22 protein-coding genes are annotated in these 23,000 nt (G+C 59.5%); 15 read left to right on the forward strand and 7 right to left on the reverse strand.

The window, feature by feature from the left end:
* The first annotated feature begins 2 nt into the window (after positions 1-2).
* From CKW22_RS04270 to CKW22_RS04280, 3 genes are all read left to right on the forward strand, one after another.
* Positions 3-1,871, forward strand: coding sequence for a DUF2075 domain-containing protein (locus CKW22_RS04270; protein WP_095063801.1), 1,869 nt, complete (start codon positions 3-5; stop codon positions 1,869-1,871).
* Positions 1,872-2,309: 438 nt separating this feature from the next.
* Complete coding sequence (locus tag CKW22_RS04275; RefSeq protein ID WP_095063802.1) at positions 2,310-4,160, forward strand: 3'-5' exonuclease; 1,851 nt, start codon at positions 2,310-2,312, stop codon at positions 4,158-4,160.
* Between the two features lie 65 nt (positions 4,161-4,225).
* On the forward strand, positions 4,226-4,996 hold the full coding sequence (locus CKW22_RS04280; protein ID WP_095063803.1) for a nuclease-related domain-containing protein: 771 nt from the start codon (positions 4,226-4,228) through the stop codon (positions 4,994-4,996).
* Positions 4,997-5,077: 81 nt separating this feature from the next.
* Here CKW22_RS04280 and CKW22_RS04285 read toward each other — a convergent pair whose 3' ends face one another.
* Positions 5,078-7,228 (reverse strand): NERD domain-containing protein, encoded by a 2,151-nt coding sequence (locus tag CKW22_RS04285; RefSeq protein ID WP_160015160.1) that lies wholly within the window; start codon positions 7,226-7,228, stop codon positions 5,078-5,080.
* A gap of 204 nt (positions 7,229-7,432) precedes the next feature.
* On the opposite strand from CKW22_RS04285, the gene CKW22_RS04290 reads away from it, so the two are divergent.
* The 9 genes from CKW22_RS04290 to CKW22_RS04330 all read left to right on the forward strand — a co-directional run bounded on the left by CKW22_RS04290 (position 7,433) and on the right by CKW22_RS04330 (position 15,347).
* Positions 7,433-7,951 carry a type IV secretion protein IcmW gene (locus CKW22_RS04290; protein ID WP_095063805.1) on the forward strand — a complete coding sequence of 173 codons (519 nt, stop codon included), beginning with the start codon at positions 7,433-7,435 and terminating at the stop codon, positions 7,949-7,951.
* Positions 7,944-8,777 (forward strand): hypothetical protein, encoded by an 834-nt coding sequence (locus tag CKW22_RS04295; RefSeq protein WP_095063806.1) that lies wholly within the window; start codon positions 7,944-7,946, stop codon positions 8,775-8,777. Before CKW22_RS04290 ends, CKW22_RS04295 begins: the two co-directional genes overlap by 8 nt.
* Positions 8,778-8,789: 12 nt before the next feature.
* Positions 8,790-9,545: a hypothetical protein gene (locus CKW22_RS04300; protein ID WP_095063807.1), complete on the forward strand. Its 756-nt coding sequence runs from the start codon at positions 8,790-8,792 to the stop codon at positions 9,543-9,545.
* Positions 9,546-9,591: 46 nt separating this feature from the next.
* Positions 9,592-10,683: a hypothetical protein gene (locus CKW22_RS04305; RefSeq protein ID WP_227696460.1), complete on the forward strand. Its 1,092-nt coding sequence runs from the start codon at positions 9,592-9,594 to the stop codon at positions 10,681-10,683.
* Positions 10,684-10,690: 7 nt separating this feature from the next.
* Positions 10,691-11,866, forward strand: coding sequence for a hypothetical protein (locus CKW22_RS04310; protein WP_095063809.1), 1,176 nt, complete (start codon positions 10,691-10,693; stop codon positions 11,864-11,866).
* A 13-nt stretch (positions 11,867-11,879) separates the two neighbouring features.
* Complete coding sequence (locus CKW22_RS04315; RefSeq protein WP_095063810.1) at positions 11,880-13,013, forward strand: M23 family metallopeptidase; 1,134 nt, start codon at positions 11,880-11,882, stop codon at positions 13,011-13,013.
* Between the two features lie 28 nt (positions 13,014-13,041).
* On the forward strand, positions 13,042-14,361 hold the full coding sequence (locus CKW22_RS04320) for a hypothetical protein (protein ID WP_095063811.1): 1,320 nt from the start codon (positions 13,042-13,044) through the stop codon (positions 14,359-14,361).
* Between the two features lie 95 nt (positions 14,362-14,456).
* The gene (locus CKW22_RS04325; protein ID WP_095063812.1) at positions 14,457-14,882 is read left to right on the forward strand and encodes a hypothetical protein; all 426 of its coding nucleotides are present in this window, start codon (positions 14,457-14,459) and stop codon (positions 14,880-14,882) included.
* 15 nt (positions 14,883-14,897) lie between these two features.
* Positions 14,898-15,347, forward strand: coding sequence for a hypothetical protein (locus CKW22_RS04330; RefSeq protein WP_095063813.1), 450 nt, complete (start codon positions 14,898-14,900; stop codon positions 15,345-15,347).
* A 26-nt stretch (positions 15,348-15,373) separates the two neighbouring features.
* On the opposite strand, the gene CKW22_RS04335 is transcribed toward CKW22_RS04330, so the two are convergent.
* Both CKW22_RS04335 and CKW22_RS04340 read right to left on the reverse strand, forming a co-directional pair.
* Positions 15,374-16,120: a hypothetical protein gene (locus CKW22_RS04335; RefSeq protein WP_095063814.1), complete on the reverse strand. Its 747-nt coding sequence runs from the start codon at positions 16,118-16,120 to the stop codon at positions 15,374-15,376.
* Positions 16,121-16,205: 85 nt separating this feature from the next.
* On the reverse strand, positions 16,206-16,817 hold the full coding sequence (locus tag CKW22_RS04340; protein WP_095063815.1) for a hypothetical protein: 612 nt from the start codon (positions 16,815-16,817) through the stop codon (positions 16,206-16,208).
* Positions 16,818-16,928: 111 nt separating this feature from the next.
* Between CKW22_RS04340 and CKW22_RS04345 the strand changes: the two genes are divergently transcribed.
* Positions 16,929-17,276, forward strand: coding sequence for a hypothetical protein (locus CKW22_RS04345; RefSeq protein ID WP_095063816.1), 348 nt, complete (start codon positions 16,929-16,931; stop codon positions 17,274-17,276).
* Here the strand turns inward: CKW22_RS04345 and CKW22_RS04350 are convergent.
* Together CKW22_RS04350 and CKW22_RS04355 are read right to left on the reverse strand one after the other, a co-directional pair.
* A complete protein-coding gene (locus CKW22_RS04350) occupies positions 17,244-17,951 on the reverse strand; it encodes an OmpA family protein (RefSeq protein WP_095063817.1) in 708 nt (235 codons plus the stop codon). The two genes, CKW22_RS04345 and CKW22_RS04350, sit on opposite strands and share 33 nt — an antisense overlap.
* Positions 17,948-18,439, reverse strand: coding sequence for a hypothetical protein (locus CKW22_RS04355; RefSeq protein ID WP_095063818.1), 492 nt, complete (start codon positions 18,437-18,439; stop codon positions 17,948-17,950). The genes CKW22_RS04350 and CKW22_RS04355 overlap by 4 nt, the downstream gene beginning before the upstream one ends.
* 305 nt (positions 18,440-18,744) lie before the next feature.
* Here CKW22_RS04355 and CKW22_RS04360 point away from each other — a divergent pair, with 305 nt between their 5' ends.
* Together CKW22_RS04360 and CKW22_RS04365 are read left to right on the forward strand one after the other, a co-directional pair.
* On the forward strand, positions 18,745-19,278 hold the full coding sequence (locus tag CKW22_RS04360; RefSeq protein WP_095063819.1) for a hypothetical protein: 534 nt from the start codon (positions 18,745-18,747) through the stop codon (positions 19,276-19,278).
* 38 nt (positions 19,279-19,316) lie between these two features.
* Positions 19,317-20,570 (forward strand): DUF6685 family protein, encoded by a 1,254-nt coding sequence (locus tag CKW22_RS04365; RefSeq protein WP_095063820.1) that lies wholly within the window; start codon positions 19,317-19,319, stop codon positions 20,568-20,570.
* Positions 20,571-20,618: 48 nt separating this feature from the next.
* Here CKW22_RS04365 and CKW22_RS04370 read toward each other — a convergent pair whose 3' ends face one another.
* Both CKW22_RS04370 and CKW22_RS04375 read right to left on the reverse strand, forming a co-directional pair.
* Positions 20,619-21,053, reverse strand: coding sequence for a hypothetical protein (locus CKW22_RS04370; protein WP_238338535.1), 435 nt, complete (start codon positions 21,051-21,053; stop codon positions 20,619-20,621).
* Between the two features lie 132 nt (positions 21,054-21,185).
* Entirely contained in the window at positions 21,186-22,985 is a 1,800-nt protein-coding gene (locus CKW22_RS04375; RefSeq protein WP_095063822.1) for a DUF2235 domain-containing protein, read from the reverse strand.
* Between the last annotated feature and the right edge of the window lie 15 nt (positions 22,986-23,000).

Below are 23,000 nucleotides of genomic sequence, written 5' to 3' on the forward strand. Positions count from 1 at the left end.
CCGTGATCGTTTACGCTGCGACCAAACAGCAATTTCTTAAAGACAACGATAACGATGACATTGAGGAGGTGATCCTCAGGCATTACAAGGAAGCTACCGGCAAGAACGTTGGCTCCTCGGAAATCAGATCGTGGCAAGGGTCCCTGACGTACATGGCCAAGGTCCTTAGAGATGAGGGCCTCCCGAGCGATGCAGGCCTGGCCATTGAATTGCACATTCCGCAGTCGTCGAAGCGAATCGACTTTCTACTCACCGGTCGCGACGAAAACCAGGCAAAAAAGGCCGTACTGATCGAGCTGAAGCAATGGAGCAAGGCCAACGCCACAACCAAAGACGCCATCGTCAAGACGGCGTTGGGTGGCGGCCTCATTGAGACCATTCACCCGTCCTATCAGGTATGGTCCTATGCAGCGCTGCTGGAAGGCTTCAACGAGGCGGTGTATGACAAAAGCATCGAAATCCGTCCGTGTGCCTACCTCCATAACTACGTCAGCGACGGGGTCATAGATTCAGCCCACTATGAGCCCCACATCAGCAAGGCTCCGCTGTTTCTGAAAGGCCCGGAAGAGCTCAGTAAACTCAGGGCCTTTCTGAAAAAGCATATAAGTCATGGCGACAACAAAGAGGTTCTTTACGAGCTTTCCGAAGGAAAAATTCGCCCGTCCAAGGCGCTAGCCGAAGCTCTCGGTGGGTTGATGAAAGGCAAACCCGAGTTCGTGTTGATTGACGACCAGAAAGCAATTTTTGAGTCGGCGCTGGCGGCAGCAAGCGAGGCCTCGGACCAAGCACCCAAGGTGATGATCATCGAAGGTGGACCAGGCACCGGGAAAACTGTTCTAGCTATCAATCTACTGGTGAAGCTCACCGAATTGAAGCTGATGAGCAAATACGTCTCCAAGAATGCTGCCCCTCGCAAGGTCTACGAAAGCAAACTGGTTGGCACCATCAAGCGCAGCCATTTCTCGAATTTCTTTTCAGGTTCTGGGGCATTCATCGACACTGAGCCCAACACATTCGATGCGCTCATCGTGGACGAAGCTCACCGACTGAATGAGAAAAGCGGGCTGTATGGAAACCTTGGGGAGAACCAGATCAAGGAGCTGATTGACTCAGCGAAATGCTCCATTTTCTTCATTGATGAGGACCAGCGTGTAACCTTGAGCGATATCGGCAGCAAGCAGGCGATTCGCGCCTTTGCGAAAGCCAAAGGTGCTGTGGTTGAAGAACACGTGCTGTCTTCGCAGTTTCGCTGCAGTGGTTCTGACGGTTACCTGGCATGGTTGGATGACACGCTAGGCATTCGCTCGACGGCAAATCCGACGCTTGAGACCCAAGAGTACGAGTTTAAGGTGTTCGACTCACCTCAGGCGATGCATGACGCAATCAACGAGAAAAACCACGAAAACAAAGCTCGTGTGGTCGCGGGCTATTGCTGGCCTTGGTTGAGCAAGAAAGACTCCACCGCTGCTGATATCGTGATTGGTGACTACAAACGCCAATGGAACCTGGATCAGGATGGCAGCCTATGGATCATCGCTGAAAACTCCATCGAGCAGGTTGGCTGCATTCATACCTGCCAAGGTTTGGAAGTCGACTACGTCGGGGTGATTATCGGACCAGATCTGGTCGTGCGTGACGGTCAGGTAGTGACATCCCCGGATGAGCGCGACAAGCACGATAAATCGATTCGCGGCTGGAAAAAAATGATGAAAGAGCAACCTACCCTCGCGAAAAGTGAAACAGACCTGATCATCAAAAATACGTACCGAACCCTAATGACACGGGGGATGAAGGGTTGCTACCTGTACTGCACCGACAAAGAGACGGCGCAATACTTCGAGAGTCGGCTTAGCCAACACGGCAATCATTGACGGTATCGTTTGCTAGGAGCCCCTGTACCGGCAAGCACAGGGGCAACGATCAACAGGATGACCATTTACTTTATAGATTCGGCCCCGATTCGTTTTTGGGGGCGGTTCTCAAAAAGCCCCGTCCATCGGAATCCAGACCACGCAGCGTTCCAACCGGTATTCCAAGCAAGTTGCCCAAAAAATTATTTACCAGCAGAAACAGATAGATACCGACCGGTTTCAAATTACCCCGGCTCACCTATCAGCTGCTATTTGGTAAAACCAAGCTAGCCGCCTTGGCATAACGCTTACCCCCAGCCCTCCCCTCACGGCCCACCATCGCGGTCAGTGAATCCTCCAGCGCCGCTGCCCCAAACCGCCCCCTCCTCCTTTTGGATTTGCACCTCGCAGCATTAAATCCTACTGTGCACGGCGTTTTTGGATATGGACGATAAGGATATGGCCCAACTCTTCCCGGCACTCAGTGCCTGTCGCTTCGACGCTCCCGGCGAAAAACGCCTGGCGGAGCGACTCGAGAAAAAGCTCTCAAACGACTGGCTATGCTGGTTCAACGTGCCAGTAGGCCCAAAAGGTCTGCAACCTGACTTTGTCCTGTTGCACCCTAAAATCGGGCTATTGGTGCTCGAAGTCAAAGACTGGAAAATGACTTCGCTGATCTCGATAACGGCCAGCGATGTGAAGAAATATGATAATGGTCAGGAAAAAACCGTTATCAATCCCCTGGCGCAGGCCCGCAAGAATGCCTTTGAAACGGTTCAGGCATTGGAGAAAGACAGCGCGCTGACCCAAGGTGCTGAGGCTTACCGGCCCGGCAAGCTGATCATGCCGTACAGCTGGGGGGTGGTGCTCACCGAAATCACTCGCAAAGAGTTCGAGGCAAGACAGCTTGGTGCCGCGATGGAGGGCACGCGGGTCATCTGCAAGGACGAGATGTACGAAACCGCCGACAGCAGCGTGTTCGAACAGCAAGTTTGCAAGATGCTGGTCCATCAGTTTCCCGTGCATCTGGTACCAGAACAGATCGACCGAGTGCGTTATCACTTGTTTCCAGAGATCCGCTTGAGCCCTGCCCCCGCCCAGTTCGGGTTGTTCAGTGAACAAGACGCGCCCCTTCCCTGCCTGCTGAAAGTGATGGACCTTCAGCAAGAGCAGTTGGCGCGCTCAATGGGCGATGGCCATCGGGTGATTCACGGTGTGGCAGGTAGCGGTAAAACCATGATCCTGGTCTATCGCTGCTTGTACCTGGCTCGCGCAGCCACTAAACCGGTGCTGGTCTTGTGCTTCAACAAAACACTTGCCGCGCGTTTGAACCAGGTGCTGCAACAGCACCGCCAGGAGCACAAGGTAACAGTCGTAGGCTTTCACGCCTGGTGCCACAGTTTGCTGACCCAAGCAAAACTCGCCATCCCCGAAATGAAAGGGGCGAAGTTTATTCAAGCACTGGAAGAAGAGGTGCTTCGGCAAATGGAAAGCGGCGCCCTCGCGCCCGAACAGTACGGTGCCATCCTGATTGATGAAGGGCATGACTTCAAACCCGAGTGGTTCCGCTTAGTCGTCCATCAGGTGGACCGTGAGCGCGAGGACCTATTGGTACTGTATGACGACGCCCAAGCGATCTATCGCGGCAAGGCGTCGAGCACAAAATTGGCGTTCAGTTTTGCCAGCGTAGGCATCAAGGCTTCTGGCCGTACCACGGTGCTGCGTATCAATTATCGCAACACGCTGGAAGTGCTGTCGGTTGCCCATGCATTCTCCAAGGAGTTGCTAAGCGCACGCGACGCCGAAGACGACCATGTACCTGTGCTTGCACCCCAAAGTGCAGGTCGCCGGGGTGAGATGCCACAGCTTCTATGCCTTGCTGGGCCTGCACAAGAGGCGCAATGCCTGGTAACTAGGCTGAGGGCAGAACATGAAAACGGCAGAGCCTGGGACGACATGGCGGTCATTTACCGGCATACCGAGCAGGCCTTCTGGGTTGAAGAGGCGCTAAAGGCGGCAGGTATCCCCTACACCACCGCACGCGTGAGCTCTCAGCGCACAAAGCTTTACGCCCACCCTTCGGTAAAAATCGTCAGCATGCACTCCAGCAAAGGGCTGGAGTTTGGTTTTGTGATGATCCCGCGCCTGCATGAAATGCCAGCCAAGGGCGAAGATGAAGCTGACGAGATGCGTTTGCTATACGTGGCGATGACGCGCGCAGTCGATCGCCTGGTAATGAGCCATCAAGGTGAGTCGGGGTTCACCGAACGTCTCGGGGAAGCAATCGCTCAAGTAAAAGCCAGCCTTTAGGTCAACGGCTGTTCGTACAGCGGTTTGGAATAGCCGCTGTCACCCATATTTTTGGAAGGTAAGAAATGGACTTCACACCCATCATCGCCCAGCACTGGATCCCCCTGAGCTGGTTCATCCCCCTCGTCATCTTGCTTTTCGCACTCAAGTCTCCAGGTGTAAAGGGCTACCTCGGCGAGCTGCTTGTACGCTACTTCGCCTACCTGCACCTGAACGAGCAAACCTATCGCCGCCTGCACAACATCACCCTGGACACCCCGGACGGCACCACCCAGATCGACCACGTTTTCGTCTCGGTGTACGGTATTTTCGTGCTCGAAACGAAGAATATGAACGGCTGGATCTTCGGCAGCGAAAAGCAGCCCCAGTGGACGCAGAAGCTCTACAAGCGCACGTTCAAATTCCAGAACCCGCTGCGGCAGAACTACAAGCACCTCAAAGCACTGGAAACGACCTTGGGCGTGAATGCCGAGCACCTGCACTCGGTGATCACCTTCGTCGGTGACAGCACGTTCAAAACGCAGATGCCTGCAAACGTTACCCAAGGCAGCAAGTTCATTCGCTACATCAAATCGTTTAATCAGCCGGTTTTCACCGAGGCCGATGTGAACGCCATGCTGCAAACCCTGCAAACCGGCCGCCGTGCCCCTACCCGCGCTACCCACCGCGAGCATGTGCAAAACCTGAAACGCCGCAGCGACCCGACAGCCGAGCGGCAATGCCCTAAATGTGGCAATGCGCTGCTGGTTCGGACCGCCAAATCAGGGGCGAAGGCAGGGCAGCAGTTTTGGGGTTGTTCGGCATTCCCCAAATGCCGAACGATGCAGCGTTTTTAGCCCGAAATACGACGATTGAAGGTCTGGTAGACAGGGCGTTTATATAGGGCAGTGAGTACAAAGGTCATGACTGCCCAAGCGCTAGCAGAAACCCCGCCACAGCTCATCAGACTCGACAACAGCCACAAATCGATCCGCCGTAAACCCCTCAGGGAACAATGAATCGCGACCACTTTCATCAAGCTGATCCAACGGTTTAAGAAGCTGCTTCTCGTCGCGCAAAATGACTTCCAGCGCCTCACGTGATACCACTCTGAACCCATCGACTGCCTGCCCATCGAGTTCAATGGACGTATCAACGATCCAGGTCCGCAGATCCACCTCGGGATGCTGCGCGTCATAGCCCAGCCTGGTACGCAGACCTAGATCAGCCACCAACGCCTTAGCCACCGCAATCCGCTTACGCTGTAGTTGCCAAGCGGCTTTGCGCAAGGTGTTGGTGCGATGCAGCCAAACCTCATGCCGGGTTGAACGGATATAACCCGACTTGACCTCGATGAGCAGCAACACACCATCCTGATGGCAGATCAAGTCCACTTCACCGGCATCGTCTTCTTCTGTCACGGCAGGCCGATAGCCCACCTCTACGGCAAAGCCTCGTCGCCGTAGGCTCTCGGCCAGCGCCAGCTCTACACGCTGGGTTTCTGCCTGTGCATCGGCTCTGCGGGCGTTCACGCGTCGCAAATTATTGATGGCGGCGGTCACGTTGTTCTGCTCCGAGACCACCCAAGGAAACTGAAAACTGAAGCGGCCAACTTTGTAGAAGGGCTGCTCAGCCAGGCGTGGCACAGGCTTCCCAGGATGCTGTTTCAACTGCTGTGCAAGCGCTTTGAGGTCGCTAGTCCAGAACCTGAGAATTGCCTTGGCGGAATCGGCGCTGCCTTGCGGGTATTCCTTGCTTACCGTCCAGCCTTTGATCCTGCGGACTTTTGCTTCCTCTTCGGACCATGTCAGGGGGAATCTGTTTTCCCCTGATCGCATGCCGCTCATAGCCAATCGACCAAGCGCATGGGCGAGCACGCCGGACTCGCGAAGGTAATCCTGGTAGGGCTGGATAAAATGCTTCTGGAAGAACACCGAGGTCAACTCACTCGCCAGCAACACAGAGTGAAGCTGAACTTCAGCACCATCATCGAGCGTAAGCTTGTCACCCAGGCCGTAGATCTGCTGCAGTTGCAGCTCACTGCGTATTGCCTTGATGTAGGCCAGCTGGTTCAGCTCATGGTTCTCGGGCGAGCCGATAATTTCAGTGGCTATGCTGGAAGTACTGAATGCCTCCACGGCACGATTTATCCAGTAGTGCCAAAGCAGGTCGTTCTTGCGCCCGGTACGTTGCCACCGCTCTGTCTCCGCCTCCGACTCATTGTAGATAACGGGCTCACCCGGCTTTAACTGGTAACGACATTCAGGATTGAAGCAGAACCAGTCGATTGAAGCCTCGTAGTCGATTCGCTCGTGCGTTGCCGCAATCATTACGCTCAGTGAGTTGAGGTTTTCACGGCATCTCACTGAGTCTGGGGTAAACGCCCCAGGGAAAATGATCGGTGACAGATGCCGTTTCAGTGACTGCCCGATCCGCGCCTCGTTCAGACGAAAATCCTCTTCCGAACAAGCCCTGAGTTTGTTCAAGATAATGCGGCTGTAGACCTGCCACTGCTGACCAGAACGATCAGCGGGGGCATCTTCGGAGAACGCTTGATAAGCCAGCACACTGAGGTAGGAAAGCAATTCCAGCAGGGACAAATGCTCAAGCTGTTTTTCAGCGTTGCTGATCAGCTCATCAAAGGGCTTGAGCTGATCGAGCAAACGGTCACAGACCCCGAAGAATTCCTGCCACTCATCCCCCGTGAGTGCCGTACGAAGCGCAAGCCATAGCGGTGAATCAGTACGCTCGAACACCTTCGCGTAACGAATTGACCATCTGAGGGTATCTGGCGCATGGCTGGCCAGCTCCAGCAGCAGGTCGACACTGGCTGCATTATCAAAATGCAGCAGGCGGCTCAGCGCCAAGCTGGCCAGTTCGGAGTGTGCAACTGCATCCGCATCACGCCAAAACGGTGCTGAAGCCAAACCCGTCGCGCGGTCAAGTGCCGAGTGATTCTTACCTGAAGGGCGCTGATCCAGAAAATGCTGCAGGGATTCATCGAGAGCCCTCCCCTTACCGAGTACAGGCTGCTTCCTTTCATAAACCGACTGGTAATGCTGCCGGCACCGCAATTCCTTTTCTGACATCCCAAGCCTCCATACCTACGTCATCTTCCTAGCCAGAGCGTGACCCACAGAACGCCTTACGTTCAGCTGAACGCGCAATGCGACCCAGCACTCAGACCTACTACATCCTTTTGTCAAAAAGTTGATACGCCAGTCTTTTTGATAGAGAATTAGAAACAGGATGCATTTTAGCGTATTTCAGTATGCTTTAAGCGAGTGCAGGGAATGGACGAAGACAGAACCTCAGATGCGGCCGTGCCGCCCATCGACCAGCTTGATCTCACGGCACACGGCGTTTTGGGCCACTTCGCCGCGTCGTCGCGCAATGTCCAGCTGCTGAATTTTCTGATGGCCATGGACCGCGTGGACCGCTGGGCCGTGGACTTTGACGAAGACGCTCCCGGGCAACAGTTCGAAATCCAGCTGCTGATGCAAGAAATCCAAACCTTCGTGGAGGCCTATGCGCGCGTGCTGCATCGGCTTCCGCAGCCATTCGCCGAGCTGCTGGCACACCTCACTTCGTCGCGCTGCATGTACCTGGTGCGGTATGTCGCGCAACGCAATGAAGCTTTCACCGGGGCGCTGGCCGCGCTGTTAGGCAGCGACTCAGCGCAGTCGATGGACCTGGCGGCGTTTCGGCGTCGGCTGGATGCCTTCAGCAAGACGCACCTGCTCAGCGAGATTTTCTGCGGGGAGCGGCTGCGCGAGATATCACAGATCATGGGGAGTTACGCAGATGTATAAGGGACGCTTGAACCCTGTCGCACAGGCGATAGGCAAATCTGTGGGCAAGCGCGCGGTACTGGGCGGGGTGCTGGGCGCCTGGCTGGTGCTGGCCGGGCCGGCTTTCGGGGCAACCAGCAGCCTGGGCGCGACGTCGAGCAGCCTGATCTCGCAGCAGGATTCGGTCGTCGCCGATGCCATCAAGGCCGATGCCGAGGACTGCGCCGAGGGCACCAAGGAAGGCACCATTGGCGCCTCCATCGGCGATGCGCTGAAGATCCATACCGAGCTGGCGTCGGCCACACCCAATGTCGAGTCGCTGTTCAGCGCCACGGCGGATTGCTTCGGTGGCCTTAGCAGCCTGTTCGACCTCTCGGGCTCCATCCCGAGCCTGGGCAGCATCCTCGCCTCCGCCCAGGCGGCGGTTCTGCAATACGCGCAGAAAAAGGTGTGTTCGGCGGTACAGCAGGTCGCCTCGATGGTTACCACGCCGATCAACCAGGCGATTGGCAAGGTCAGCAGCGGCACCTCGCTGGGCGACCTCAACGGCCTCACCAACGGCCTGGTCAGCCAGGGCATGAGCACGCTCGACCCAGAGCTGGGCAGCGGCTACCACAACGCTGCGGCAGGCTACGAAGCCACCTACACCGTGGATGTGAACCCGTTCAACTACGTGCAGACCGACTTCGGCGGTGGCGCCGGTGCCGGCACGGGTACCACGGCCCCAGCAAGCACCAATAGCGTAGCGGCGCCTGCCAGCGCAGCACCGGCACCCGTCAGCACGCCAAGTGCCTCGCCAAACTCGAACAGCGGGTCGTCCAGCTCCGCTGCGGGCCTGTTCAACTAAAAGGGGCTGTCGATGAAAAAGATCGCAGCAGTTCTGGCGGTGGGTCTTGCGGTCGGGGCCACGGCGCTGCCGGCCCAGGCGCTGACCTGGGCATCGGTGCTGACGTTCTTCAACACGATGCAGAGCGAAATGAGTGCCTGGTCGGTGACGGTCAAGCAGACCGCGCTGTCGGCCAACGTCGTCTCGCAGGTGGACAGCGACTCGAAAAAGCAGCTGGCCAACGCGGTAGGCACCATCGACATGTCCGACCGGGTGATGAAGGCCGTGACATCGTTCGATTCTGCCGTTGGGCAGCCGGTGACCATCAAATGCACGGCCCAGGAGCAGGGCAAGCTGTTCGTGGAGGCCGTGTCCCAGCGTGACAAGGACACGGCAAGGCTGATGGCCACTTACGCCTCCCAGCGTGTGGGCTCCAGGGTTACGGCCGATCAGTCGGCCCTGGCCATGCACCGCGATACCTACTGCACCGTGTCCGAGGCCAGGCAGGGCATGTGCACGCTCAACGCCAACGGCATGCAGGGCTGGGATGTGGATTACGCCGGGCCGTTCAGCGAGAACACCCTCGCCCCCGAAGGCGAGGCGGCAGCGTATGCGTACACCGCGATGATCACCGATCAGCGCGCCGAGGCGCACATCGACTGCACCTCAGCCGCCTGCAACGCCGCCCAGTCGCAGCAGCTCGCCACCTCGGCGATGAGCGCGATGGCTGCCAACTCTCTCGTAGGGCAAGTGACGGACCGTCGCGTGCCAATGCTCACAGGGCAGTGATATGAATTTTCGGCTCAAGTTAGCGGGCATTGTCGCGGGGTCGACAATGCTCTCCAGTGTTTCCTACGGTGCGCTGTACGGTTTCGGCCCCGCAGAGGCATGGACCGCAGCACAGATATCGACGCACACGGCGACAGTGGGCGCCAATATTGCCGCCTTTGGCACCAGCTTCGGTGCGCAGATGACGACCAAGTTCGAGCAGATCATTTCGGCGGTGGCCATTGCCACCAAGCAGGAAGCGCTGTCTGCAAACGTGGTGGCGGACAACAACCGGCAAACGTCTGAACAGCTGGTGAACGCCATTCGTGCGCAGCAGCAGAACACTGCGGTCGCCAAAGCCTACCTCGACTTCAACGCGGCGACCGGCCAAGGCTTCGACCCTTGCGGTACGGTGGCCAAGAACAAATCGATGGACCTGGCCTTCACCACCCTGGCCGCCAAGGCCAAGGCGGCAGTCGGTGTACTCGACGCCTCCCCGGGTCGCCTGGTGACGTCAACCTCCCAGGCGATGCAAGCGCGCCTGAAAGAGCACCGCGACAAGTTCTGTACCGCCGCAGAGGCGGATGCCGGGCTGTGCACGCTCAGCGCCTTGCCCGGCGGCGATACCAATGCCGCCCTGCTGTTCGAGCCTGCGGAAGAGAACTCGCTGACCACCGAAGCGCGTACTGCCTACATTCAGCATGTGATTGGCCCGCCGGACGAGAAGCTTGCCAAAGAGGCCGGTGCGACGCCTGCCGGTGAAACCTACATGGTCCAGAAAAACCGCAAGGACTCGATGTTGTCGGTGCCGGCCTACAGCTTGTCGACCATCAACGCAGCCAACACCCGCAGCACCCAGTTCGGCGGCAAGTCGCCCAACGAAGTGCTCAAGCTGCGTGTGAACCAGTACTTCGGCGGCAAGGAAGCCGAGCAGTGGTCGGGCAACCTGGCGCGCCAGACCCAGCGCGGGCTATTGGTGGAGGCCGCCAAGATGGGCGGCCTCGAGGTATGGATCCATCAGCAGCAGTACGAGCAGAACCAACGGCTGATCGCCAACCTGGCGACACTGGTGGTCGCCTCGTCCGACCGCCTCGACGCGCCGCTGGAGTCGCGTTATCAGAAGGTGCTGTCTGAAACCGCCAAGCAGGCGGTGCAATGAGATGCGTATGAAAAAGGACTTCGACGAAGCGCGCGAGTCGCGTAAATGGAAGGTGTCGTTCGGCGTATCGCTGGCCCTCACCTCTACGCTGGCCTGGGCCTACTGCCCACCGCAGTATCAGGAAACCGTCGTGGCGCCGGCGTTCACGGCGGCTACCCAGACGCTCAACGGGGCGGTGTCCACAGTCGACGCCTCCCTTTCGGCGTTGCTCGAGACCCAAAGCCAGCGCCTGACCTCCGCCATCGCGGTAATGACCAAGCAGAAAGCCCTGTCGGCCAACACCGTTGCCGAGGCAGGGCGCAATGCGGCGCAACAAACGGCGACCGCGCTGAACGTGCTGGCGCAGACCCAGCGGGTCAAGCAGGCCCGCTTCGACTATGGCGGTGAGTTCGGCCAAGGCTTCTCGCCGTGCAAGGTCTACTCGACCCGAACGCTGATGAGCAACCGCGATGCCGACATGACCACCGAGGTTCGCCAACGGGTCAAAGCCGAGATCGTCGCCGCACCGGGCACCTATGCCGAGCCGATCAGCGCCCAGTCAGCACTGGTGAAGGCACGGCAGAAGTTCTGCACGCAAGACCAGGCCGATTCGGGCATGTGCCAATCGACCGGGTCGATGCCGGGCGCCGACCTGACCGTGGCTACCTTGTTCGAACCCGCCATGGAAGGCGAAACGCTGTACGAGGCCAAGGTCGGGTTCGTCAACAACATCGCTGGCCTGCCTGACGGCCCGGTACCGGCATCGGCCGGCAAATCGTCTGCCGCCGAAGACTATGCCCTGTCCAAGGCCCGTAAAGACGCGCTGGTCTCGCCTGCACTCTCCAGCCTCAAGGCCATCCAGCTCGACTACTCGGGTGTAGAGGGCAAGGAGACAGGCTCCGACCTGCCGCTGGCGGTGCACTTCCGTAACGAGGTCAAACGCTATTCGGGCAACACCGCCGAATACGACAGCTGGGCCCGGGTGATGGCTGCGCAGAACGAGCGCGGCGCGCTGGTCGAGCTGCTGAAGATCAAGGCGCTGGACCTGGCCATCCAAGAGAAGCAGTACCGCCAATACGAAAGCATGGAAGCCCAACTGGCTTCGCTGGTGTCGCTGGAAGTCACTGCAGGTGGCGCACAAGCCCGCACCAGCCAAGCCGCCTCGGATGCCGCCAAGCAAAACGTGAAGCAGAGTGTTAAGTGACGGAGCGCAAGGTATGAACAGAACGATCTTGCGAGGCATGGCTGCCTTGGGGCTGGCGGTTTACGCCCACAGCGCCATTGCCGACACTTGCATGGTATCGCCGACCGACAAGGAAGTTGTTTCCGGGCGTTTCGGCAAGTTCCGCGGCGGCGGCTCGGGCAACTTCGGCTCGGCCAACAAGAAAGCGCACATGCACGATGGCCTCGACTTCTCGACCAGTGGCGCGTCGCAACCGGTGTACGCGACCACTGAAGGTGTCATCGCATTTGCCGGAAGCCGAGGGTCGGCGGGCAACACAGTGCTGATCAAACGGGGCAACGGCGATATCGTCGCGTATTACCACCTTAGCGGTTTTGCTAATGGCGTGAAGCGCTACGCTACGGTAAAACCCGGGCAGCAACTTGGCCTGTCGGGCAATACGCCCAGCAGCAGCATGACCAAGCATTTGCACTTCACCTATGGCACCGCGCAAAAGGATGCGGCCAGGGCCAAGGCGTTTGCCGAAAATGCTCACCGTGGACCCTTTAACCCGGCCCAGTTACCGCCCGTGTTCAATCGCCAGGACGACATTGGCTACAAGACTGACCCGGCACCCTATTTCTGCCAAACTTATTCCATTCAGGATGGCCACCCGGAGCACTACCCGATCCTGGGCAAGGATACCAAGGCGCAACACCAGATCCTGTTCGGCAATGTGCCCTCAGGCGGCGTCGCCCCCGACTCCACGGCCGAACCCGTGCAGGTGGCCGCTGCCAACGCCGATGCCGCACTCGCCGAAGCAGATGGCAAAACACCTGAGATGTACTTGTCTGACGCCGATGGCTATGGTGCCTTGCCGACAGCCCCCATCGGTGGCTACGACACCATGTCGGTTTCGGAAATGATGATGACTGAAGCGACCCGGCGGTTCAGCGACGCTGAGTGGAACAACAGCATCACGCACGTTTCCAGCCGCGCCCTGTGGGTCGACTACAACCGGGCGACAGGTGTCAGCAATTACCTGTCGGAAGCGATTTATCGCAAGAAAGAAAAAGTTGAAGCATTGCTTGCCGTTTACGCGTCGCAGAAATTGGCAGGTCAACGGGCACAGACCGATTGGGCGCATCAGCGCGCCCAGAAAGGAGCTGTGTCCAGATCCATTGAATAACGCGGCGCCCACGAAAAGGTAATCAAAGATGGAACCCAAAGAACTCGAGAAGCCTGAACCGGCCGTCGCTCACTCTGCTGCCGGGCCGCACGCCGAGCCAGGGCGCAGTTACGCAGGCATCTTGGTCCATCATGGCGCGGCGCCCGCTCACAACGACCCTGCACAACCGAAAAGCTACTACGTCACCTTGAAATCCCCCGCTGGCGAGCAAACCCTGTGGGGCGCCGAGCTTGAGCAAGCCATACGCGGCGCTGCAGTGCAGCGCGGCCAGGCTGTGCAGCTGGATTACCAAGGCAACGCCGAGCATTCGGCGCAAGCCACCTGGAGCGCACGCTCGATCGATGCGGCATCGTTGCAGGCCGCTGACGCCAACGCAACGCCGCAGGGGGCGGCTGCCGGCAGGGATACCCCCGCCAGCCAGGCGCCAACTGCCCGCACCGAGATCGACCCCGTGGCACTCGATGCGCTGATGCAGGTGGCGGGCGATGTGAAGAAGAAAATGGACTCGCTCGACCCCGAGGAAGTGCGGCGGATCAACGCCTCCTTGCATGAGAATGACGCTGCCTCTGGCAAACGCTCGGAGCGCGAGGCCAATGGTGCCGAAACCTTGTTGCGTGGCACTGCCGAGCTGGTGGGTGGCGTCGCGTCGTTGACGGGTGCTGCCATGCAGGGCCTGGGCAAGGGTGCGGACGCGCTGGCCAATGCCTGGCGCGGCGGCTCAAAGGCGCAGGAAGCCGCAGAGCCTGCGTTCTCGGAAGAAACGGCTGGCCGGGTGCCGGTTTTGCCTCGCCTTTCCGAATACCGGGTCGATCAGGTCGAGAAAGCCGCCAGCAACTACGAGAAGGCACATGTTGCCTTCTGGAATGCGGACAACATGCCCCAGGTTCGTCAGCAGATCGAGGCGCGCGCCGAGCAAACCGGCCTGACCGTGCCCGAAGTGATCGAGAAGATGAAGCCCGATGGCGAATTCACCGACCTGCACGAAACATTCGTCGAGGCTGTAGGCCAGTCGCCCGAGGCCCAGAGCAACAAAAAAGCCATGGACAAGGCCCTCACCGGCTGGGCGCGGCAATACGGGCGCGCCCAGGAAGAGCTGCTGAACCCGGAAACCGACGGCAGCCCGCATTACGACAAGCTCAAGAACCGGCTCGAAACGTCCAGCCAGAGCATGCATGCCAACGCCGGCAATACACCGGCCTTCGACGGCGAAGCGCAATCGCACCTGGAACGCCTCAAAGACGTCATGCAGCGCATCGCCGAGCGGCTCAAGGAAATGCTCCAAGGGATCGTCGACATGGTCCGTGGCAAGCCTTCGGGCCCATCGTCAGGCAACGATTACACCCCGTGATGGGGGCCGCCACCCCGGCGGCAGGCTCAGCACCAGGCCAATGCCGAATGGAGCCATGAAGGCGCAGGCATATACATCCAAGCAAGGAGAACGGAATGAAAGAATACAGCAACTGGAAAGAACTCACCGCCACGCCAGAGGCCCATCTGGATTTCCTGCGGGTGGTCGATGCCAGCCTGGACGAGGGCCTGGGTGGCAAGAACCTCTATCAGAAACTGGCCCAGGAAATCACCGTGGATGGCAAGGCGTTCAGCCAGGCCTTCCACTTGAACAACCTGGAGAACAACTCGGGTAACTGGGATACCGACGAAACACCTGACCCGGTGAAACTGGAAATCGTCTCGCTGACGTCGAAGATCAAACAGGCTGACCCTGGCTACGACATGGCCCATTTCACAGTCGGTTACGAATACATGATCAGTGAGATGAAAGAACGTGGCGTAGACGTGGATGCCGGTCTGGATCACAGCGACCCGGCACCCGCACGCACCAGCGGTTCGGACTACGAACCTGGCATGTAATGCCTGGAGGCGCCTGTGAAAAACACCCTATCGATCGCCCTGGCGTTGAGCGCATTGGCCCTGGTGAGTGCTGCCCAGGCTCAGAACGCCCCTGAGCCGGCTGAAGAGCAGTGGCAGGAGTTACCGCGCAACACCACCATCTACGTGCCAGTACCGACGCGGATCACCCCCGTATCCGCCTACCGGTCGTGTTCCGGTCGCTATGAAGGTGAACGTTGTGACTTCGCCACGCCTCAGCAGGGGGTCGTCGAAGGCACCTGCCAGGCACCCGAAATGCGCCAACCGCCGGCGTATGGGTATCAGGTGCAGCAGTACCCTGCACAGGTGCGAACGGGGTTGGTGTGCGTGCCTCCGGACGCCCCACCTTCCGGCGGCCAAGGCGCTGAGCCTGGCAACCCTGGCCATGAGACCCCTTACGCGCCCCCACCTGCCCCACTGCCGCCCGCCGAAGCCCCGGCGCAATAGCCAGCCGAGGCTGCCCGGCTCAGCGCCTAGGGCGCTGGCTCCGAGTCGTCCGGTTGCGAGCGCGGTGCAACCGCCGCCTGCATGCTCAGGATGAACTGGTGTGTTTCAGGCAGCTGTTTCTGGAACGTTTCATCCTGCTCCGGCGGGCGCTGGATGTGCCCCTCACGCAGGCCCAGCGCCACCTGCTGCTGATAACGCTCGACGAACCGCTCACGGATACGCCGGGCCTCAGGCGTATCTTCGCCGGCAAGCTCCTCCAGCAGCCCTTGTGCCGCCTGCGTGAAGACCAGGGTGCGCTGGTACTGTTCGGTCTTCAGCTCAGATTGCGCAAACGTGGACTCGAATTGCTTCTCCATCGCCTTGATGGTGAGTTCCTGCAACTCATTGGCGCTGTTGAGGGCGGCGACCACACTGGTCAGGCGGGCCTCCTCGGCCACTGCGCTGCGGTTGGCTTCGTTGGCCTTGGCGACTTGCGACAACTGCTCGTACATCAGGTCGATTACCGCCTTCTGACGCTTCACATGGTCCCTGAGCTGTACCGCTTCTGCGAAGTACTGGCGCACGTGCCCACGCAGCGGCTCCAGCTTCTGGTTGGCGTGGGCCGCGCCGGCATCCCAGCCTTGTGAATAACCGTGGGAGCGCCCCTGCTCGAAGCCCTCCCGGCGCCCTTGGTCGCGGCCAACGTGGAGGTTGGCCTCGGCCTGTTGCGCAGAGCCGTTGTAGCCGCCGTCCAGGCTCATGTTGCCCTTGCGTGCTGCCCAGTTTTGGTCCATTTCGTTACCTCCTTCCATTGGCGCATCGTCGCGTCACACGCCTCACACTCTAGATGATGGGTGCCGCGATCAGGGCTGACAGCGCCTAACGTGTGGTCTTGATCTCGGCGCCGGCTGCCTGCTCCGCCGCTGCCTGGGGCAAGGCGAACTCCGTCAGCCGGTGCACGGCGACCGCTACCCAGTCGCCCCCGAAACGTTCGTCTTCCAGCACCGACTTCAGCGCCAGGATCGGCACACAATGCCGTGCATCCCCTTGGACATAGAAAGCGGCCAGCCATTCGGGCAGCAGGTGATTTATCGCATCGTGGGTTTCGACAGTGAACATCAGTGCCAGCGTTCCGGGCATGGCCTTGACCTCTCGGCTGGGCAGCGCATCGGCCAGCCAGAATGCCACGTCGCCCAGCTGGTTGGCCTGGATCGGCAACAAGGCAATCACTTTGCCGCCGTCGTGACTCACCACGATACCCGGCTCGAGGTTGATGGTGGGTGCACCGAAGCCCAGCGCCTCATGGCGAATGGGCAACGTCTTCAGAAAATGCTCCAGCAGCGTGTACATCTCGAATGCCGCTGGGATGTCTTTTTGAATGGCCGGGGTGCTCTTGGCCATCACGCTGACAAAGCCGCCGCCTGACTGCGCAAACACATTGCCACTGATGGCCTGCGCCACGAATGCTTCAAGTTCACCAAGTGAATACATGTTCAACTTCCCTGCACCGGGTCGACTAGACTGAACTTGAAGCGGCTTCAAGGTCAAAGTTACTGTCAACAGTGTGTGTATGTTTGCAGCCCAAACTTCAAGGAAGTATCAATGAGCCATCAGTTTCATTGCGCATTTCAAGCTGCCCCCGGTAACCCGGGTGGAGTACTGAATATCGGCCCGGCCTCGGTCAGTATCGACCTTGAGAACCTGCGCCTGTTTGCAGACGTGGTCGGGCAAATCGAAAAACGTCGTACGGCCGGCGAAACCCGGTCGGAAATCCTCGGCGAGTGGGCTGCTCGCGAAGGGATCGACTGGGCACATATCGGCTTTCACCCCTGCCGCGAAAGCTACAGCCTGCGTTACAACGGGGTGGCCTGGGAATCGCCCGCCGACGCTACGATCGCGGCAGCTGCCGAGGCACGGTTATTCCTGGATAACATGCGCCTGCAGGCCTGATACCGGTGCGCGGCCCTCACTGACTTCATAGGAGGGCCTGGCGTCATTGGCCGTGGTCGAGAACTCGAATTCGACCCGGCGATTGGCGGCGCGGCCATTGGCTGTGTCGTTGGACGCAATATAGTCCCCCACCCGGCCTTGGGCACTGATCTTCGAGGCCTCCACGCCACGCCGAACCAGATACATCTTCGCCGCTTCCGCTCTAAGCTGGGCAACGCGGCGATTCGCTTCCAGGGTGCCCACACTGTCGGTGTAGCCAAAGATCTTCACCTGCCGCGCGGCACTAGCAGAGCGCACCAACACGTCTTCATCGGCGGCGTTGGGGCGGAACCTTGAGTGGCCAAAGGCGAAGTTGAGCGTCATGTGGTTGATCGAGGCCTGGACCTGCTCCTGCCCCGCCCTGATGGCCAGCAATTCCTGGCGGCTGCCGTTGGCATCGGCCTCTGCAGCTGCCAGACGAACCCGCAGGCTCTGGATTTCCACACGCAGCGCGTTGATCGTCTGCTGCATCTGCGCAGTGTCGTCTACGGGGGGCGCCGTAGTTACATAAGACACCGGCGCGGCTGGGCTTTCAATCAATTCAAACCCCGCAAAAGCGTGTGGGGCAAGCGCCGCAGACACGACCGCCAATACCAACGGTAGCAATTTGCGCGGGGTGACAATCAGGGTGCTCATACATCTCTCCAGAACCGCAGGATCACGAAAACGATAAGCGACCAGGCATAGCCCAATAGCAGCGTCAGTGCGCCTGCCAGCAAGTACATGCGCAGCGGGTCGATAGTGTCCTGGCCAAGTGGCTTCAGGCCTGGCACCAAGGTGACGGGGAACCACGCAAACAGCAGCGCCACCAGCGGGACAAGCCACAGGCCCAGGCGCAGCCGACGGTGGTCAGCGCCGTGCGTCCACCAGGCGTACCAGCCCACGCTGAGCAGGTAGGCCGGCAGCAGAATCACGCTAAACAAAAGCACCGAGAACGACAGTGCCGCGGCGTAGAAGCGTGGCGAGCCTTCAGCCATTTCACCCATCATGGTCGCAGCGACCGCAATGACGAAGGCCAGCAGTGCCCCCAGCAACGGCACCAGCAAAAGCCACAAGGCCGCGCGGCGATCGCCCACCACCCTCAGGCCCGGCTCCACAGCAAGTGGCGGTAATGGGTAGGACATGCCTGAAAACTCCTTGTAAGGGCCAGCTGAACGGTGATGTTCAAGACAAGCGTCGCAGCATGCGGAGGCGATGCCGATCAGCCAGCGTTCAACGTCCTGTCAATTATCAAAATGGCCTGTTAGAAAAATGTTGCTCGTGATGGCGAGTATGAATTTGAGGCCATTTGCCGTCAAGGTGAAATCCTGAGGATGCACAGGCGTTCGCTTGACCGGCCGCAAGGCGTAGCGCACACTGCGGCCATGCAAAAAACGTTTTTCTAACAGGCTAAATTGATAGCACTTTGTCATCCAGAAGGATCTGCCGCATGAAAGCACTGCAACTCGCCGTACCGCTGCTGGTTTCGCTCGCCTGCTCTGGGGCGTACGCCGAGCAAGTCGACCAGCCCGAGGCCAACGCACGCCTGGCTCAGGTCTTGACCTGCCAACGCAACGTCTCGCCAGAAGAGTTCGAAGCACTGGTTAAAACAGCCAAGGGCAAAGCCATCGTGCAGGCCTCGGACTTGTCCGATGGCGAATACACGGTGCCGAACCCGCTGGACGTTTTCGGTCGCCCCGTCACCCGGCTTGCACTGCACCCAGGCTCCAATGGCGAAGGTGATTTCAACTCCTACTCCGGCGCATTCAGCGGCGAAAGCATCCAGACGGTGGCCAAGCTGGCCGGCGTCCCCAGGGACCCAATCGGCGACTACAAGAAAGAGGTCGGCAACCATGACCAGTGGCTGTATGTAGATTCAGGCAGCACCTACATCAGTTGCGCGTACGATGTGCGCACAGTGGCGAAAACCATCAAACGCACAGCGCGCGACGCCGCGGACGCCGTCAAACGGGCCACCCAGTAACGCCACGCTAACCGACATGCGCTGAATGGAGTCATGCCATGAGCTTCAGAACACTGGCTGCAAAGTTTCTGGAAACGGTCAAGGACGACCTGGGCATCCCGGCCCGGCTGCGCCGAGTCATTGCCGAGCAACCCGCCCTGCGCAGGCGGGTCGATGACACTGCAAGTGTCATCGCGTTATCGAGCGTGGTTCGCTGGCATGAATGGTCGCACCGCATCGGCTTCGGCCACGGTAGCGAAAGCAGCGGCGAAGTCAGAGGTTGGCGCTCGGCCAACGGCCGCTATCAGGGTGAGCACCGGCACATCCCCGCACTGGCCCGGCTCAGCAGGCGCGAGACGACAGCAGACTTCGCCTGCGATATCACCGACGTGTCCGGCCTGTCGGCGTCGAAGTCCGAACTGTATCGCTTCAACTCCATGCAGCAGATGGCAGAGCAGGCCTGCCAGGCATTCACCCAAGACCTGAGCCAAGAGGGCCTTGCGCAAAACCTGCGCTGGCCCGAGGTGCGCATTGTTCATGGCGGCTCCGACTTCATGGTCAGGCACGACTGGGATGATGGCTTGTACCTGGTCAACAGCGGCGGTTCGCACCACTTCGTCGCGGCCCAGCATATCGCCAGGCACCTGCAGCAACCCGTTGCCTTGCAAGGCCGCCTTGAGCGCTACGGCCTGGATGCCGATGCGGTGGCTCAGCTGAACGACGAATACGCCATCTACGCCGTTGCCAAGGACGCCTACTTCTCTGACGCGCTCGATGCCCTGCGCGACTTCAAGGCCACGCACTTCTGGGGCGATCTGCCACACCCTTATGACAATGGCCTGGCCATCTTCCTGCCCAAAGAGGAACCGCGCTCACGCAAGGTTGCCGAGGTTTTTGCCAGTGAAGGCTTTACCAACGTCGGCGAGATACTGGTGGAGCTGGCCTCGGAGAACGCAGCCGTGCAACGTCGCGACCGCCAGGACGAGATGCGCAAGCGCATTGAGGCCTTGCCTGGCCTGGAAGCAAAGGCTGGCGTGGCGCACGTGTTCGGCAAGCATGCAGCGGCGAGCCTGCGCCACGAACTGGCGACACAGGTGGACTGGCCAACCGTGGAGCGAGCGACGCTGGAGGAAGCCTTTGGCGTGCATCGGCTCGACGCCCAGAGCGTGTTCGAGGGCCTTTGCCAGCACAGCCCAGGCGCTGTCTCCCGCCACTCCCAGAACACCCTGCGCGCTACCGTGGACGGCTATGCAGCCCTTCATGAGCGGCAACTGGACAGCCAGGCAACCCCAGATGCACCGAGCCCCGACTGAAGGCGGGGCTCGGACGTTTCGGCTCGAACAAGCAGCTGGGTGCAGTCGCTACGCTGAACAATACTGCTTGGCCATCTGGTGGATGCGTGCTGCTGCTTGCGCCTGGCCTTGAGCCTGTTCGCACGCCCAAAGCAGTGTCGCGGCGTCAGGCACGGCCTGCGCCCCGCTCGCCCGCTGCGACACGAACCACAACGCGCGCATGACAAACAGCGGGTCGCTGTCGAGGCGCTGATCACCCACTGCACGCAAATGGCCGACCAGCGCCTGAGTCGCCTTGACCAACCCGTTGCCCTGGCCAAACTGGGTCAAAGTGCCCAGCGCCTGCGGCGCCATGGAAGGGTGAATCGTCAGCGGTGTGCAGAGGTCGGAATCAAGTAAATCCCAGAACGTCACGCCATCCTTGCAGACCATCCCCACACGGCGGCCACCGGCCATGTCATCGACCTCGATAAAGGTGCCTGGCTGGTATTTGTGGATTTTCATCATGTAGCCCTTACGGATTGACTGACCGACCCACGTCGGTAACAGGTGCATTCTAAGCAAGCAGCCTGCAAAAAGCGTAACCGCATGCGCTTACCGACACCTGTTGTTGATGCAACGCAACGTCGAGCGCTTTCACGGCTCGGGGGCATCCCAGGTGACGGTACGCTCCAGTTCGCGCTCCGCAGAATAGGCAATCATCGCACGCGCCAATGGCTTGCCATCCGCGCCGGGTATCTCGCAGGCGTCCTTCAAGGTGCCTTCCGGTCGCTCGGCGATCCAGGTTGCAGCTTGCTTGAAGCCATCGTAGAGCATCCCTGCCTGCGCCGCCGGGTCTATATGCTGCAGGTCGATCGCGACCAGCACGCCGCGCGCACTGGCAAACGATGGCGCTTCATGCACAGCCTCCAGGGTGCCCACCACATTGCCGTTGGTGTCATGCAGCATGAACGGATCATCGATACCCAAGGGCGCTTTGGCAAGGGCGCCGATAGCCGCATCGGCAACAATGCGGCTGGCCTCGTATTCAAAACCCAGATCGGCAAATGCCGAGGAGCCTTCGGGGTCAATGCGTACCACGGCATAGTTGGCTGAAAAGGCCGGCTTGGGTACCGGAACCTCTTCAAGCGCCAACCTTTTGAGGTGTTCGACTTCGGGCTTGGAGCTTGCTAGCAACGACGAGAGTTCCGCCACTTGCTGCTGAGACTGAGCTGCCAATCGTGACGCGTGCTCAGCCTTGCGGGTCGCCAGCCTGTCCTTGATGTTGCTGCCGGCAGGGTTTTCAGGGGTGGCCGCGCTATTTTCAGCCTTCTCGTCCCACGCGAAGAATTTCTCACCTACCTTTCTGCCGATGCGCTGGACAAGCGGCTCGCCCAGCGAGTCATCGTTTTCAAAGATGACCTTGCGACCATTGACTTGCTGGCCGAACGGCTGGTCCTGCCGCCTGAACGGCAAGAGCGTACCGCGCTCGGTCGGGAAAGCTTGATTATTGACAAGCGTGAACGACCCATCGGCATTGCGCTTGAACGCCTCGTTGCCTTTGATCAGGCGAGAGTCGATCAACGCTTCCTGCAGCCGTTCGGGGTCTTTGATCAATGCATTGTACTGCTCGATACGCTTCAACTCTTCCGGCGGCATTGGCCCCATCTCGATGCCCGCCGACTTCAAGCGATCGTACATGAACGCCAGCGGGCCAGCGGCCAACAGATCATTACGGTAGCCGCCACCGACCTGGGAATGCGCGCCCGCGAACTTCACCTCTTCAATGCGCGAGTTGTCGTCATTACGCAGCGCACTGGTCAAAGGGAACGTTGAGCGATATTCATGCATCGCCACCAGATGCGTGGTCGACTTGACGTTTTTGCTTATCTCCAGATTTTTGTTCGGGTGGCTATCGGTGATGGGGATGCCATAGGAAGCAACGGTGTCGAATATGCCGAGCTTGTTAACCTCGGCCTGGCCCGGCGGGACAAGATACTCACGGGTGGGTTTCCAGTTGCTGTCGAGCCTTGGCACACCCCGGTCGATGATCTCGTTCGCCAACGCGCGGGCCTGCGCCGCACCACGGCTGAAGCCGATCACGTTGACATCGATATCGAGGTCCTGGTTTTTATTGTAAAAGGCGACGAAGGCGTCGTAGGCCTGTTCGATACGGTTCTGGCCACCCAAACCGGTTCCCCGTTCGAGCAACGCATTGGGCGTGCTCGACCTCTGGCTGCCCACGCCATCGAGGTAGATCTTCTCCGACTGCCCGGCGTATTGCGCCGGGTCGTACTTCAAGGGCACATGGTCGGAGTTGACAGCCAGATTGGTACCTTGCGCGGTATCCAGCTCGAAGAGCCGGGCTACATTGGTGTGGCTACCCGTGGGTTTATCATTATCTTTGCTATTAGCCGTACCATCCAGGTACACACTAAAGTACACAGATTTACTCATTTCATGTCCCTATGA

Origin of the sequence: Pseudomonas sp. Irchel s3f19 (assembly GCF_900187555.1) — a bacterium.
Taxonomy (GTDB): Bacteria; Pseudomonadota; Gammaproteobacteria; order Pseudomonadales; family Pseudomonadaceae; genus Aquipseudomonas; species Aquipseudomonas capeferrum.